This window comes from Arenimonas composti TR7-09 = DSM 18010 (assembly GCF_000426365.1).
GTDB classification, from domain to species: domain Bacteria; phylum Pseudomonadota; class Gammaproteobacteria; order Xanthomonadales; family Xanthomonadaceae; genus Arenimonas; species Arenimonas composti.
On record NZ_AUFF01000001.1, the window covers coordinates 418,590 to 433,056 of the forward strand.

Genomic DNA, 14,467 nt, shown 5'->3' on the forward strand with positions numbered 1-14,467 from the left:
GAGCAGCAGCAGCCAGACCAGCAGCGAGGGCAGGCGGAAAGGGATGGCGCACCTCCGGGGAGACGCAACTTTAGTCTGCGGCGCGATTCCTGGCTTGCCAATGTACTAATGCGCTAGTACATTGCGCCACCCCTGACGCGGTCTTCCGCCATGAAACGACGTGATCCCCGCCCGGACGACGACCGGGCCCTCGACGACCTGATCCAGGCCATCCTGACCCTGCGCAGCCCCGGCGAGGTGCGCGCCTTCCTCGAGGACCTGTGCACCCCGGCCGAGCTCGAGGCGATGTCCGACCGCTGGCATGTCGTGCCGCTGCTGATTGAGGACGTGCCGTACCGGGAGATCCACGACCGCACCGGCGTCAGCGTGACCACGATCGGCCGGGTCGCCCGCTGTCTCGAACTCGGGGCCGGCGGTTACCGCCTGGTCGCGGAACGCCTCGGTTTCCGGCCGGGCCGCCGCGAGCCGGCGCCCCGCGGGCGGGAGGACGGCCGATGAGCGCGCCCGAAGGCGATCGCCTGCGCATCGCCGTGCAGAAGTCCGGCCGCCTCTCGGCGCCGTCGCTGGAACTGCTCACCGCCGTCGGCCTGGGCTTCGCGCCGGCGGGCGACCGCCTGTTCTGCGCCGGCGAGAACGCCCCGGTCGACCTGCTGCGGGTGCGCGACGACGACATCCCCGGGCTCGTCGCCGACGGCGGCTGCGACCTCGGCATCGTCGGTGCCGACGTGCTCGGCGAATTCGCGGCCGGCGCCGGCGTCCGGCCGCCGTCGCTGCTGCGCGAACTCGGATTCGGCCGCTGCCGGCTGGCGATCGCGCTGCCGCAGGGGCTGAACTGGTCGGGCCCGGCGTCGCTGGCCGGCCTGCGCATCGCCACCAGCCACCCGCGTCACCTCGCGGCCTGGTTGCGCGCGAATGCCGTCGCCGCCGAGATCGTGACGTTGTCCGGCGCGGTCGAGATCGCGCCGCGGCTGGGCCGCGCCGACGCGGTCTGCGACCTGGTGTCCAGCGGCGCGACCCTGGCCGCGAATGCCCTGCGCGAGGTGGCCACCGTCGCCACCAGCCAGGCCGTGCTGGTCGGGCGCGCCGGTGGGCTCGACGCCGCACGGGCGGCGATCGCCGGTCCGCTGCTGCAGCGGCTCGATGCGGTGCTCGGCGTGCGCGGCAGCCGGCTGGTGCTCTGCCAGGCGGCGCGCGAGGCGCTGCCGGCGCTGCTGCCCTTGCTGCCCGAGGTCAGCACCCACACGGTCACCGCGATCGAAGGCGATCCGGAACGGATCAGCCTGCAGGCGCTGTGCCGGCGCGCCCCCGACTGGCCGGCGCTGGAAGCCCTGCGCGGCGCCGGTGCCCGCGACCTGCTGGTGTTGCCCGTCGAGAGGATGCTGGCATGAGGCGGATCCACTGGAGCGCGCTCGCCGCGGACGCACGCGCGGAGGCGCTCGCGCGGCCGGTGCGCCGCGACGACGCCCGCCTGCGCCGCGGCGTTCGCCGGATCTTCGCCGAGGTCGAGGCGGGCGGGGCGCCGGCGCTGCGGGCCCTGACCCGGCGCTTCGACGGCGTCGACGTCGCCGAGGCGCGCGTGCCCGAGGCCGCGTTCGCCGCGGCCGAAGCCAGCCTGCCGGCCGCCGTGCGCGCCGCCCTCGACGCCGCGATCGAACGCCTGACGCACTGGCACCGCGGCGGCCAGGGGCAGGAGTTCTCGCTGGAAACCGCCGCCGGCGTGCGTTGCGGTCGGCTGCTGCGGCCGATCCCGCGGGTCGGCCTGTACGTGCCGGCCGGCAGCGCGCCGCTGCCGTCGACGGCGCTGATGCTCGGCGTGCCGGCGCGGCTCGCCGGCTGCCGCGATGTCGTGCTGTGTACGCCACCGCGCGCCGACGGCGGCGCCGATCCGGCGGTGCTGGCCGCGGCCGCGCGCTGCGGCATCCGCGACGTGTATCGCATCGGCGGAGCGCAGGCGATCGCGGCGATGGCGCTCGGGGCCGGCGGCGTACCGCGCTGCGACAAGCTGTTCGGGCCGGGCAATGCCTGGGTCGACGCCGCCAAGCGGCACGCCGCGGCGCTGCCGGGCGGCCCGGCGATCGACCTGCCCGCTGGACCCTCGGAAGTGCTGGTGATCGCCGATGCCGGCGCCCGCCCGGCGTGGATCGCCGCCGACCTGCTGGCGCAGGCCGAACACGGACCCGACGCGCAGGCGATCGTCCTCAGCGACTCGCCGGCCCTGCTCGACGCGGTCGCTGCCGAACTGCCACGCCAGCTCGCCCGGCTGCCGCGCGCGGCGATCGCCGCGCAGGCGCTGCAGGCGGCGCGCCTGGTGCAGGTGGCGAGCCTGGACGAGGCCTTCGCGCTCGCCGCCGAATACGCGCCCGAACACCTGCTGCTGGCGCTGCGCGAGCCGCGGCAGTGGCTGCCGCGGGTGCAGTGCGCCGGCTCCGTCTTCCTCGGCGACCACACCCCGGAAACCCTCGGTGACTACAACTCCGGCACCAACCACGTGCTGCCGACCGGCGGTGCCGCGCGGGCCTGGAGCGGGGTCGGGGTCGGCGCCTTCCAGCTGGCGATCAGCGTGCAGGAAGTGACGCCGGCCGGACTGGCGGCGATCGGTCCGGAAGCCGTCACCCTGGCCCGCGCCGAAGGACTGGAAGCGCATGCCCAGGCGGTGCTGCAGCGGCTGCCGGCGGTGGCCGCATGAGTGCGCAGGCCTTCGCCACGTCGACGATGACCTTGCCGCCGGCGCTGCAGCCGCTGGTGCGTCCGGATCTCGCCGGTTTCGCCGGCTACGCCTCGGCGGCGCGCGAGCGCGGCGCCGGCAGCGTGCGCCTCGATGCCAACGAATCGCCGCACGCCAACGCCGCCGACCGCGGTGGCCGCCTGCGCCGCTATCCGCCGCCGCAGCCGCAGGCCCTGCGCGAGGCACTGGCCGACCTCTACGGCAGCCGTCCGGAGAACCTGCTGCTCTGCCGCGGCAGCGACGAGGCGATCGACCTGCTGGTGCGCGGCTGCTGCCGCGCCGGCCTCGATCCGGTGCTGGTGACGCCGCCGACCTTCGGCATGTACGCGGTCGCCGCGCGGCTGCAGGGCGCGCCGCTGCAGACGTTCGCGCAGCAGGCCGGCGGGGCCGGCTTCGCGCTCGACTTCGCCGCGCTGGAGGCGCGTGCCCGCGACACCGGTGCGCGCGTGCTGTTCCTGTGCTCGCCGGGCAATCCGACGGGGCAGGCGCTGGATCCCGATGCGGTACTCGCGCTGGCGCAGGCATTGCAGGGTCGCTGCCTGGTGGTGCTCGACGAGGCCTATGTCGAGTTCGCCGACGTGCGCTCGCTGGCGCCGTCGGCCGGCACCCCGACGAACCTGTGCGTGCTGCGCACCTTGTCGAAGGCGCATGCGCTGGCCGGCGCGCGCATCGGCGCGCTGGTGGCGGCGCCGGAACTGGTCGCCTGGCTGGCGCGGCTGCAGGCGCCGTATCCGCTGCCGGTGCCGAGCGTCGCGGCGGCGCTGGCCGCACTGGCGCCGGCCGCACGCGCGGCGACGCGAACGCGCATCGCCGCGGTCGTGGCACAGCGCGAGCGCATGGCGAAGGCGCTGGTGCGTTCGCCGCGCGTGCGGGCGGTGCTGCCCTCGCAGGCGAACTTCCTCGCGGTGCGTTTCGTCGATGCCGACGACGCGCTGGCGCGGCTGGCCGCCGCCGGCATCATCGTCCGCGACCAGCGCGCCCAGCCGGGTCTGGCCGATGTGCTGCGGATCAGCATCGGCAGCGCGCGCGAGAACGCGGCGCTGCTGGAGGCGCTGGCATGAGTGGCCGCCGCATCCTGTTCGTCGACCGCGACGGCACCCTGATCGAGGAACCGGCGGACCAGCAGATCGACAGCTACGCGAAGCTGCGCTTCATGCCGGGCATGCTGCCGGCGCTGCTGAAACTGCGGGACGCCGGTTTTTCCTTCGTGATGGTCAGCAACCAGGACGGCCTGGGCACGGCGTCGTTCCCGCGCGAGCACTTCGAAGGCCCGCAACAGCTGCTGCTGCAGCTGCTGGAATCGCAGGGGATCGCATTCGAGGCGGTGCTGATCGACGCGAGCTTCGAACACGAGGGCCGGCCGACCCGCAAGCCGGGCGTCGGCCTGCTGCTGCCGTGGCTGCGCGACCGCGGCGTCGATCTCGCCGGCAGCGCGGTGGTCGGCGACCGCGAGACGGACCTGCAGCTGGCGGAGAACCTCGGCTGTCGTGGCTTCCGCATCGGTCCCGGCTTCGGCGACTGGGCGGCGGTCGCGCATGAACTCGCCGACGCGCCGCGGCGCGCACGGATCCGCCGCACGACCAGCGAGACCGACGTCGCCGTCGAAGTCGATCTCGACCGCGAGGCGCCGGCACGGGTCGACACCGGCATCGGTTTCCTCGACCACATGCTCGAGCAGCTCGGCCGCCACGCCGGTTTCGATCTCGCGCTGCGCTGCCGCGGCGACCTCCGGGTCGATGCCCACCACAGCGTCGAGGATGTCGCCCTTGCCCTGGGGCAGGCACTGCGCGACGCGCTCGCCGACAAGCGCGGCATCGGCCGCTACGGCGACAGCAGCGGCCGCGGCGCGCTGACGTTGCCGATGGACGAGGCGCTGGCAGGGGCCGCACTGGATCTCGGCGGCCGGCCCCTGTTCGTCTTCGACGGCGCGATCCCCGGCGATGCCGTCGGTGGCCTGCCGACGTCGCTGGTGCCGCATTTCTTCCGCTCGCTCTGCGATGCCGCCGGCATGGCCCTGCACCTGCAGGTGCGCGGCGAGGACGCACACCACGTGGTCGAGGCGGCGTTCAAGGCGGTCGCGCGCGCGCTGCGCCAGGCGATCCGCCGCGACGGCCGGCTGCTGCCGAGCACGAAGGGCCGCCTGTGAACGTCGCGATCGTCGACACCGGTGCCGGCAACATCGGCGCCCTGCAGGCGGCGCTGCAGCGGCTGGGTGCCGAGGGGCGGCTGGTCACGGAAGCCGCGGCACTGGCGGACGCCGAGCGCGTGCTGCTGCCGGGGGTCGGCGCCGCCGGGGCGGCGATGGCGACGCTGCGCGCCAACGGCTTGACCGAGGCGCTGCGCAGGCTCGAGGTGCCGCTGCTCGGCATCTGCCTCGGCATGCAGCTGCTGTTCGAACGCTCCCGCGAAGGCGAGGTCGAAACCCTCGGCCTGCTGCCGGGCACGGTCGCGCCGCTGCCGCCGGCGCCGGCGCTGCGGCTGCCGCATACCGGCTGGAGCCGGCTGCACCGGCGCGGCGACGATCCGCTGCTCGAAGGGGTCGCCGACGGCGCCTGGGCCTATTTCGTGCACGGTTACGCGGCGCCGGTCGGGGCGGACTGCGTCGCGGAGGCCGAACACGGCGAGCGCTTCGCCGCCGCGGTGCGCCGCGGCCGGATCGCCGGCACCCAGTTCCATCCCGAGCGCTCCGGCCTGGCCGGGGCGAGAATCCTGCAATCCTTCCTGAAGGGCTGGGACCGATGACGATCCAGTTGTTGCCGGCGATCGACGTGCGCGAGGGCCGCGTCGTGCGCCTTCGCCAGGGCGATTACGAACAGGAGATCCGCTACGCCGACGATCCGCTGGCAGTCGCCGAGCGTTATGCGGAAGCCGGTGCGACCTGGCTGCACCTGGTCGACCTCGACGCCGCGCGCGAGGGCGGCTACACGCTGCTGCCGCTGCTCGCGGCGATCCGCGAACGTACCGGCCTGCGCGTGCAGACCGGCGGCGGCGTGCGTGCCCGCGGCGATCTCGACGCGATCCTCGCCGCCGGCGCCGAGCGGGTGATCGTCGGCTCGCTGGCGGTGCGCGAGCCGGCGCGGGTGACCAGCTGGCTGCACGGGGTCGGTCCGGAGCGCCTGGTGCTCGCGCTCGACACCCGCCGCGACGCGACCGGGCGCTGGCGCCTGCCGGTGCACGGCTGGACCAGCACCGACGGCGACCGCGAACTGTCGGAACTCGCGGAAAGCTTCGCCGGCGCCGGCGTGCGCCACCTGCTGTGCACCGACATCGACCGCGACGGCAGCCTCTCCGGCCCGAACGTCGGCCTGTACCGCGAACTCGTGGCGCGCCTGCCGGGCGTGTCGCTGCAGGCCTCCGGGGGCGTGCGTGACCCCGGCGACGTCGCCGCTGCCGAGGACGCCGGCTGCGCGGCGATCGTGCTCGGCCGCGCCCTGCTCGAAGGCCGGCTGCCGCTCGCGCTCCTGCGTGGCGGGGCAGGCTGATGCCCGCGCGCCGGATCATGCCCTGCCTGGACGTGCGCGGCGGCCGCGTGGTCAAGGGCGTGCGCTTCCGTGCCCACGTCGACTGCGGCGCGATCGAGGACCTCGCGCGCCGTTACCGCGACGAGGGTGCCGACGAGCTGGTGTTCTACGACATCGGCGCCAGCCCGGCCGGGCGCAGCGTCGACCTCGACTGGGTCGGGCGGGTCGCGCGGGTGCTCGACATCCCGTTCTGCGTCGCCGGCGGCATCGATTCGGTGGCGAAGGCGAGGGCGGTGCTGCGCGCCGGCGCCGACAAGGTCTCGGTGAACACGCCGGCGCTGATGCGGCCGGACCTGATCGACGAACTCGCCGACGCCTTCGGCGTGCAGTGCGTGGTGGTCGGCATCGACAGCACCCGCGAGGCGGACGGCGAATGGCGGCTGCGCTCGCACACCGGCGACGCGGAGCGGATGCGCGCGCCGGGCCGGCGCATGCTCGACTGGCTGCTCGAAGTGCAGGCACGCGGTGCCGGCGAGGTGGTGCTGAACTGCATCGACAGCGACGGCGTCCGTCGCGGCTACGACCTCGCCCAGCTGGCCGCCGCGCGCGCGCTGTGCCGGGTACCGCTGATCGCCTCCGGGGGCGCCGGCACCATCGCGCATTTCGTCGACGCGTTCGCGCGTGCGGACGTCGACGGCGCGCTCGCTGCCGGCGCCTTCCACGACGGCAGCGTGCGCATCCCGGTGCTGAAGCGTTCGCTGGGCCTGCATGGCGTCGAGGTGCGTGATGCCGCCTGAGGAAACTGGCCTGGCGATCGGCCCCGATCCCGGCGCGCTGGACTGGAGTCGCAGCGGTGGCCTGGTCGCGGCGGTCGTGCAGCATGCGGCGACCCGGCAGGTGCTGATGCTCGGCTGGATGGACCGCGCCGCGCTCGCGGCCACGCTGGCGAGCCGCGAGGTGACCTTCTTCAGCCGCTCCCGCCAGCGCCTGTGGCGCAAGGGCGAAACCAGCGGCAACGTGCTCGACCTGGTGGCGATCGCGCCCGACTGCGACGGCGATGCGCTGCTGGTGCAGGCGCTGCCGCGCGGGCCGACCTGCCACCTCGACCGCGCCAGCTGTTTCGGCGAGGCGCCGGGCGATGTCTTCGCCCTCGTCGATGCGGTCGTCGCCGAGCGTGCGCGCACGCGGCCGGCCGGCAGTTACGTCGCGCGCCTGCTCGACGCGGGCGTGCGGCGGGCCGCGCAGAAGGTCGGCGAGGAAGGCGTCGAGACCGCGCTCGCCGCCGTCGCCGAAGACGACGCGGCGCTGCTCGGCGAGGCCGCAGACCTGGTGTTCCACCTGACCGTGCTGCTGCGCGCGCGCGGAATGGGCCTGGGCGACGTCGCGGCGGTGCTGCGGGGGCGCCACGCCGGCTGAGGCTGCGGGCTATCCTTCGCGCATGGACCGTTCATGCTCGCGTGCGCCGCGGCGCCGTGCCGTTTCCGGGATCGTCGCGCTCGGCCTTGCGATGACCGCGCTGACAGCGCTGCCTGCCGCCGCCTGCAGCGGCCGGGTCTTCCTCGACCACGACGGCGACGGTCGCCACGACCGGGGTGAGCCCGGGCTGGCCGGGGTCGCGGTCTCCGACGGCCACACCCTCGTGCGCACCGGTGCCGACGGCCGCTACCGGCTGCCGCGCGGCACCGCGCTGCACTTCGTCGTGAAGCCCGCCGGCTACGTCCTCGGCCGCCGCGCCGATGGCCTGCCGGCGCACTGGGCGCGGGCGCGCGGTGCCTGCGCCGACTTCGCGCTGCGCGAGGATCCGCGCCCCGCCGGCGAACTGCGGGTGCTGCTGTTCGCCGATTCGCAGACCCGCGACGCGCAGGAGGTCGAGTGGTTCCGCCGCGGCATCGTCGAGCGCGCCCGAATAACGGTGTCAGAGACAGTTATTCGCGCCGGCGACGGCGCTGGGTCCACGTTGCCTTCGCGGATAACTGTCTCTGACACCGTTATTCCTCCGGCGCTGGGGGTGACGCTGGGGGACATCACCAACGACGACCCGGCGCTGTATCCGCAGCTGATCGAAGCCGTCACCAGCCTCGGCCTGCCCTGGCTGCACGCGCCCGGCAATCACGATGTCGACCTGGCCGCGCCGGCCGACGCCGGTTCGCTGGCCTCGTTCCACGCCGCGTTCGGCCCCGACACCTATGCCTGGGAAGAGGCCGAGGCCAGCTTCATCGTGTTCGACGACGTCATCTGGCAGCCCTATCCCGGCCGCAAGTACATCGGCGGCCTACGCGAGGACCAGTTCGCCTTCCTCGCGGCCTACCTGCGCGATCTTCCCGACGACCGCCCACTGGTGCTCGCCGCGCACATGCCGTTTTTCGACGACGAGCCGGGCATCCAGACCTTCCGTCCGGCCGACCGCGAGCGCCTGTTCGCGCTGCTGCAGCGTTTCGAACACGTGCTGCTGCTGACCGCGCACGGGCACGTCCAGCGCCATTTCTTCCACGAGGCCGGCACCGGCTGGCACGGCGCGCGGCCGCTGCACGAATACAACGCCGGTGCCGCCTGCGGCAGTTACTGGAGCGGTCCGCTCGACGCCGACGGCATCCCGCTGTCGACGATGGCCGACGGCACCCCGAAGGGCTGGGGCGAGCTGCGCCTGCGCGGCGACGGTGCCTACGGCCTGCGCTGGTTCATCGCCGAAGCCGCAAGCGATCCGGACACCGCCCTGGCCCTGCACGCGCCGCAGGTGCTGCGCCGCGGCAGCTGGCCGGGCCAGGCGGTGGTCGCGAACGTCTTCATGGGCCGCGCCGACACCCGCGTCGAATACCGCATCGACGACGGCGAATGGATGCCGATGGTGCGCGTCGACCAGCCCGACCCGCGCCTGCTCGCCGAGAACCTGCGCGACGACGCCGCGGAGGAACTGCGCGCTTACGACCGCCTGCCGGAAGCCGCGCCGTCGACCCATCTGTGGCGCGGTCGGCTGCCGACGGATCTCGCGGCCGGCGAGCACCGCATCGAGGTGCGCGTGCGCGACCCGTGGCGGGGCGAGGACATCGCGACCACGCGCTACCGCCTCGTCGACCGCGACCGCTGAGCGGGGCTGCCCTCAGCGACGCTGCTTGAGCGCCTTGCCCTTGCCCGGACCGGCGGTGGCGATGTCGGCGGCGTCGCCGATCGGCCACGGGTAGGCGAGGGCAGGGCCGGGACTGACCCCGCGCCTCCACTCCGCCAGGGTCGCGGCGATGCGCGCGCCGCGCTGGATCTGCGGCAGCGACGGCGGCAGGTCCTGTTCGTGCTCGCGGCGGGCGATCTCCCGCTTCGCCGCCTCGAAGGCCGCCTCGAAGTCGATGGTCTGGTTCAGCGCCTGCACGAGGAAGGCTTCGCCGAAATAGGTCGCGGTGGCATCGACGCCGCAGCCGAAGCTCGGCCGCGCCTTGTGTGCCGCCATCAGCACCAGCGTGTCCGGGCCGCCCAGGGCGGCCGCGAAGCCGCCGGCGTAGCAGGCCGAGACCACGATCACCCGGTGGCGGATGCCGGCGTCGTCCAGCGCCGCGCGGATCGCCGGCGGGCGCAGCCAGGCGTCGCGCTGGCCGGGACGCGCCAGGTAGAGCGCATGCTCCGGCGCCCCATGGGTGGTCAGGTAGAGCAGCAGCAGGTCCTCGTCGCGATCCATCGCCGCGCCGATCGCCGCCAGCGCCGCGCGCAGGTTCGAGGCGTCGGCCGGCGGCAGGGCCGGGGCGACGTCGTCGGCCGGATGGTTGGCGAGCACGACCACGCGCCCGGCGGCATCGAGCCGCTGCGCCGCGAGGTCGCGCAGGTACAGCGCCTCGTTGCGGAACACCTGCTCGGTGCCGTCGCCGGCGAAGGCCAGCACATAAAGGTCGCGATGCCCGGGGCGCTGCGGCGCCAGCGCCGCGAGCTGGGCCGCGAGCAGCGGATCCCGCGCCGGCGCCGGCGCCAGCGCCGCGGCCGCGTCGGGCGCGGCATCGCCGCGGCTCTTGCGGAAATCCTTCGCGGAGGCCGAGGCCGCCAGCGCCAGCAGCAGGAGCAACGCGGCCAGCCAGCGCAGCGCCGGCACCGGGCCGGCGACCGCGACGGTGCCCACGCCGCGGCGCCTCACACGCGCTCCGGATCGATGTCGGCGAAGGATTCGACGCGCGGATGCCCGTGCGTCGCCGCGCCAGTGCGCGGCCGCGGATAGTCCTCGCGGCGGTCGAGCAGTACGGTGCGCAGGCCAGCCTCGCGGGCGGCATCGAGTTCCTCGACGACGTCCGACAGGAACACGATGTCGCCGGCCGGCAGGCCGAGGCGGCGGACGATCTCGGCGTAACTCGCGGATTCGCGCTTGCCGCCGACTTCGGTGTCGAACCAGCCGCTGAAGCAGCGACTCAGGTCGCCGGCGTCGGTATGCCCGAACAGCAGCTTCTGCGCCGGCACCGAGCCGGACGAATACACGGCCATCGGCCGGCCCTCGCGATGCCAGCGCTGCAGCGCCGCGGCGGCATCCGGATAGATTTGCGCGGTGAAGTCGGCGCGCCCGTAGCCATCGGCCCAGACCATGCCCTGCAGCGCCTTCAGTGCGGTGTGCTTGCGGTCCTGGTCGATCCAGCCCTGCAGCGTCTCGACGACCAGGTCGTCCTGGCAGGCGCCTCCGAGCTCGGTCGCGACCGCATCCAGCCAGCGCCGCACCTCCGGCTCCTGCCCACGCACCGCCACGAAGCCCGGCAGTGCCCGCCGCGCATACGGAAACAGCACGTCCTTCACGAACGAGATGCTGCTGGTGGTGCCCTCGATATCGGTCAGAACGGTCTTCATGCGGGTTCTCAATTCCTTGCCACGGACGAGCACGGATCACACGGACGAGCACGGATAAAGCGCTTTCCCCGCGCGTCGCACGTGGACGACGCCGAACAAACCGCTCTTGCCCTATCCGTGTTCATCCTTCTTGATCCGCGTTCATCCGTGTCCAAAACGCCCTCACTGTCCGAAGCGCGGAAAGCGCGTGGCGATGTCGGTGCCGGTGAAGTGGCCGACCCAGCCATCCGGCTCGGTGAAGAAGCGGATCGCGACGAAGCTCGGCTCCGGGCCCATGTCGAACCAGTGGGTGGTGCCGTCGGGCACGCCGATCAGGTCGCCGGCCTCGCAGAGGATCTCGTAGACGCGCTCGCCGACGTGCAGGGTGAACAGGCCCGAGCCGGCGACGAAGAAACGCACCTCGTCTTCCTTGTGGAAGTGCTCGTCGAGGAACTTCGCGCGCATCGCCTCGCGGTTCGGGTTGTCGGGCGCGATGCTGACGACGTCGACGCTGCGGAAACCGCGCTCGGCGACCAGCCGGTCGATGTCGCTGCGGTAGGCGGCCATCACCGCCTCCGGCGGATCGCCCGGGCTGACCGGATGCGCCGGCGTCCACTGCTCGAAGGTGACGCCGATGGGTTTCAGTTCGGCGGCGATTTCGGCGCGGTCGCCGGTGGCGACGATCGCCGTCGCGGGGTCGTGGTCGGCGAAGATGCGCAGGCGGCTCATCGGCGCAGGGTCCTCAGGTCGAGTTCGCAGGCGAGCAGGAAGTCGAAGGCGTCGAGATGGCGGCGCGCTTCGGCGATGTCGCGGCCCCAGGCATAGAGGCCGTGGCCGTCGATCAGGTAGCCCCACAGCGGCCCGGCGTCGAGCAGGCGCTCGACCTGGGCGGCGAGGAAGGGCATGTCCTGGGTATTCGGCAGCACCGGCAGGTCGATCGCCGCCTCGTGGGTCGTGTTGCCGTGGAAGGCCTTCAGCAGCTCGTAGCCTTCAAGGCGCACCCGGCCTTCCGGCGCGTACAGCCGCGAAGCCACCGTCTGCACCCGCGAATGCGTGTGCAGCACGCAGCCGACCTCGGCGAAGCGCGCGTAGAGCTGGGTGTGCAGCAGGGTTTCCGCCGACGGGCGCTGGTCGGTGGCCACCGGCTTGCCGGCGAAGTCGACGACCATGATGTCGGCGCGGCCCAGCCGCCCCTTGTCGCGGCCGGACACGGTGATCGCGGCGTGGCGCTCGTCGAGGCGGGCGGAGAAGTTGCTGCTGGTTGCCGGCGTCCAGCCGAGCGCGGCCAGTTCGCGGGTCAGCGCGGCGATCGCGTCGGCGGTGCGTGCCAGCGCGTCGGCGTCGTAGGGCAGGGCGGTGTTCGCCGGGGAAGTCGTGGGCATCGCCGGATTCTAGCGGAGGGTGTCCGGTTTGACCCGGGTCAAGGCCGCGGCGTGATGACGCAGGCATACTCGCGGCCAGCCATCGGGGCCCGCCCGTCGCCAGAAGAGAAGTCGCCATGAATCCGAATCCGAGCCGCCGCCGCTTCCTGATCAATGCCGCCATCGTTGCCGGTGCCGCGCCGCTGGCGCCGCTGCTGGTGCGCAGCGCGGCGGCGCAGGCGCTGACGCCGCTGCCGGCCGACCATCCGACCGCGGTGGCACTGAACTACACCGCCGACGCCTCGAAGGTGACGCACGCCAGCTTCAAGCCGGGCAGCCGCTGCGACAACTGCCAGTTCTTCACCGCCGGCACCAATGCCTGCACGCTGTTCCCGGGCCATTCGGTGGCGCCGGCCGGCTGGTGCACGGCCTGGGCGAAGAAGGCCTGATCCGCTCCCGCGCGCCGGCCCGGCCGGCGCCTGCGGACTAGCCGGCGCCCTCGTCGCCGGCTTCGCTCGCCGCCAGGCCTTCGTCGCCGACGAGACCGCTGCCGTCCAGCGGCAACGTCTCCACACCATCCTCGGGCTTCAGCGACTCCGGCAACGCGCGCTTGCCGCGAGCGCCGGCCTCGACCAGGCGCTGCGCGCGCTTGAACACCGACTGCGGCGATTCGGTCAGCCGCTGCCTGGCGGTATTGAAGGCGCGATTGGCCTCGGCCAGCTTGCTCTCGATCGCGCGGAACTCGACTTCGAAGGCGATCAGCGAATCGAGCACCTTGCCGGCCTCGGCGCCGATCGATTCCACCTGGCGCTGCAGGCGATCGCGCACCCACAGCCGCTCGACGACGCGCAGCATCGCCATCAGCGTGTTCGGCGAGGCGAACACGATCTTGCGGTCGAGCGCCTCGGACTGCAGGTCCGGATTGGTGGCCAGCGCGGCCGCCAGCGCGCCCTCGATCGGCACGAACATCACCGTCAGGTCGAGGGTGTCGGCGCCGGTGGACTTCGGATAGTTGCGCTCGGCGAGGTCGCGCACGTGCTGGCGCAGCGCCGCGGCGTGGCGGTAGAGCGCCTCGTCGTGCGCCTCCGGGGTCTCGGCATTGGTCGCCTCGGCCCAGGCGATGAGGTTGAGCTTGGCGTCGACGACGACGCGGCGGCCGTCGGGCAGGTTCACGATCACGTCGGGGACCAGGCGCTTGCCGCTCTCGTCGTCGACGGTGCCGGACTGGCGGGTGTAGTTCGTGCCCTCGACCAAGCCGGAGGCCTTCAGCACGGACTCGAGGATCATCTCGCCCCAGTCGCCGCGCGCCTTGGCGTTGCCCTTGAGCGCGCGCTCCAGCGCGCGGGTGGCATCGGCCATGTCCTGGTTGAGCTTCTGCAGCGACTCGATCGAGCCGGTGAAGCTCGCGCGGTCACGCACCTGGGTTTCGGCGAAGGCGTCGATGCGCTGCTGGAAGGCGGCGACGCGTTCGGCGAAAGGCTTCAGCGTCTGCTCCAGCCCCTCGCGCGAGAGCAGGCCGCTGGCGCGGATGCGTTCGTCGAGGGCGATGGCCTTCTCGTCGAACACCTTGCTGGCGGCCTCGGTGAAGGCCGTGCGCAGCTGCACCCGGGCCTCGTCGAGGAAGGCGCGGGTCTGGGCGTGCGCGGCCTCGCCGGCCTCGAGGCGGGCGCGGGCTTCGGCGAGCTGGGCGCGGGCCTGGGCGAGTTCGCCGGCGATGGCCTCGAGGCGGCGGCGCTCGGCCTCGAGGGCGGCAGCACCGGCTTCGCGCTGGCGCTCGGCGCCGTCGCGGGCGGCTTCCGCGGCGGCACCGGCGGCGAGCGCCGCTTCCAGACGGTTGCGCAGTGTTGCGGCTTCGGCCTCCGCGCGCTGCGCCCGGGCCTGCAGTTCCGGCAGCCGCGCGGCTTCGGCGCCGGCCGCATCCAGGGCCTCGCGCATCCGCGCCAGCTCCGCGCGGGCGCGTGACGAGGCGCGCGCGGCCCCGAGCCAGAAGCCGGCGACGGCGGCGAGAACGGCGATCAGCAGGGCGGACAGCAGTGACAGCGTGGGCAAGGCGGAACTCCGGCAGCGGTGTTTCGAGGCGACACGGTAGCGCAACGGGGTCTCGCCCGATGAGACCGGCGCGGCCGCGCCCACAC

At 73.7% G+C, this 14,467-nt stretch carries 16 protein-coding genes; 11 read left to right on the plus strand and 5 right to left on the minus strand.

All coding sequences use genetic code 11. The features are described 5' to 3' along the window. The first annotated feature begins 150 nt into the window (after window positions 1–150). The 10 genes from K311_RS14805 to K311_RS0101950 all read left to right on the plus strand — a co-directional run bounded on the left by K311_RS14805 (window position 151) and on the right by K311_RS0101950 (window position 9,271). On the plus strand, window positions 151–498 hold the full coding sequence (locus tag K311_RS14805) for a YerC/YecD family TrpR-related protein (RefSeq protein ID WP_051239372.1): 348 nt from the start codon (window positions 151–153) through the stop codon (window positions 496–498). After that, the gene (hisG, locus tag K311_RS0101910; RefSeq protein WP_026815918.1) at window positions 495–1,388 is read left to right on the plus strand and encodes an ATP phosphoribosyltransferase; all 894 of its coding nucleotides are present in this window, start codon (window positions 495–497) and stop codon (window positions 1,386–1,388) included. Before K311_RS14805 ends, hisG begins: the two co-directional genes overlap by 4 nt. Continuing rightward, window positions 1,385–2,686 (plus strand): histidinol dehydrogenase, encoded by a 1,302-nt coding sequence (gene hisD, locus K311_RS0101915; RefSeq protein WP_026815919.1) that lies wholly within the window; start codon window positions 1,385–1,387, stop codon window positions 2,684–2,686. Before hisG ends, hisD begins: the two co-directional genes overlap by 4 nt. Then, window positions 2,683–3,786: a histidinol-phosphate transaminase gene (gene hisC, locus K311_RS0101920; RefSeq protein WP_245570614.1), complete on the plus strand. Its 1,104-nt coding sequence runs from the start codon at window positions 2,683–2,685 to the stop codon at window positions 3,784–3,786. The genes hisD and hisC overlap by 4 nt, the downstream gene beginning before the upstream one ends. Further along, entirely contained in the window at window positions 3,783–4,871 is a 1,089-nt protein-coding gene (gene hisB, locus K311_RS0101925) for a bifunctional histidinol-phosphatase/imidazoleglycerol-phosphate dehydratase HisB (RefSeq protein ID WP_026815921.1), read from the plus strand. The genes hisC and hisB overlap by 4 nt, the downstream gene beginning before the upstream one ends. After that, entirely contained in the window at window positions 4,868–5,467 is a 600-nt protein-coding gene (gene hisH, locus K311_RS0101930) for an imidazole glycerol phosphate synthase subunit HisH (protein WP_026815922.1), read from the plus strand. The genes hisB and hisH overlap by 4 nt, the downstream gene beginning before the upstream one ends. After that, on the plus strand, window positions 5,464–6,207 hold the full coding sequence (locus K311_RS0101935) for a 1-(5-phosphoribosyl)-5-[(5-phosphoribosylamino)methylideneamino]imidazole-4-carboxamide isomerase (RefSeq protein WP_026815923.1): 744 nt from the start codon (window positions 5,464–5,466) through the stop codon (window positions 6,205–6,207). Before hisH ends, K311_RS0101935 begins: the two co-directional genes overlap by 4 nt. Further along, window positions 6,207–6,983, plus strand: a complete 777-nt coding sequence (gene hisF / locus K311_RS0101940; protein ID WP_026815924.1) for an imidazole glycerol phosphate synthase subunit HisF — start codon at window positions 6,207–6,209, stop codon at window positions 6,981–6,983. Before K311_RS0101935 ends, hisF begins: the two co-directional genes overlap by 1 nt. Further along, entirely contained in the window at window positions 6,973–7,602 is a 630-nt protein-coding gene (gene hisIE, locus K311_RS0101945; protein ID WP_026815925.1) for a bifunctional phosphoribosyl-AMP cyclohydrolase/phosphoribosyl-ATP diphosphatase HisIE, read from the plus strand. Before hisF ends, hisIE begins: the two co-directional genes overlap by 11 nt. A 91-nt stretch (window positions 7,603–7,693) precedes the next feature. Beyond that, complete coding sequence (locus K311_RS0101950) at window positions 7,694–9,271, plus strand: calcineurin-like phosphoesterase C-terminal domain-containing protein (RefSeq protein ID WP_154659412.1); 1,578 nt, start codon at window positions 7,694–7,696, stop codon at window positions 9,269–9,271. 12 nt (window positions 9,272–9,283) lie between these two features. Here K311_RS0101950 and K311_RS14810 read toward each other — a convergent pair whose 3' ends face one another. The 4 genes from K311_RS14810 to K311_RS0101970 all read right to left on the minus strand — a co-directional run bounded on the left by K311_RS14810 (window position 9,284) and on the right by K311_RS0101970 (window position 12,353). Then, window positions 9,284–10,282, minus strand: a complete 999-nt coding sequence (locus K311_RS14810) for a C13 family peptidase (RefSeq protein WP_161627284.1) — start codon at window positions 10,280–10,282, stop codon at window positions 9,284–9,286. A gap of 11 nt (window positions 10,283–10,293) precedes the next feature. Further along, on the minus strand, window positions 10,294–10,992 hold the full coding sequence (mtnC, locus tag K311_RS0101960; RefSeq protein ID WP_043798029.1) for an acireductone synthase: 699 nt from the start codon (window positions 10,990–10,992) through the stop codon (window positions 10,294–10,296). A gap of 162 nt (window positions 10,993–11,154) precedes the next feature. Beyond that, the gene (locus tag K311_RS0101965) at window positions 11,155–11,700 is read right to left on the minus strand and encodes a 1,2-dihydroxy-3-keto-5-methylthiopentene dioxygenase (RefSeq protein WP_026815928.1); all 546 of its coding nucleotides are present in this window, start codon (window positions 11,698–11,700) and stop codon (window positions 11,155–11,157) included. Beyond that, window positions 11,697–12,353, minus strand: coding sequence for a methylthioribulose 1-phosphate dehydratase (locus tag K311_RS0101970; RefSeq protein ID WP_026815929.1), 657 nt, complete (start codon window positions 12,351–12,353; stop codon window positions 11,697–11,699). Before K311_RS0101970 ends, K311_RS0101965 begins: the two co-directional genes overlap by 4 nt. 116 nt (window positions 12,354–12,469) lie before the next feature. On the opposite strand from K311_RS0101970, the gene K311_RS0101975 reads away from it, so the two are divergent. Beyond that, a complete protein-coding gene (locus K311_RS0101975; protein WP_026815930.1) occupies window positions 12,470–12,781 on the plus strand; it encodes a high-potential iron-sulfur protein in 312 nt (103 codons plus the stop codon). 37 nt (window positions 12,782–12,818) lie between these two features. Here K311_RS0101975 and K311_RS14815 read toward each other — a convergent pair whose 3' ends face one another. After that, complete coding sequence (locus K311_RS14815) at window positions 12,819–14,381, minus strand: DNA recombination protein RmuC (protein WP_051239375.1); 1,563 nt, start codon at window positions 14,379–14,381, stop codon at window positions 12,819–12,821. Between the last annotated feature and the right edge of the window lie 86 nt (window positions 14,382–14,467).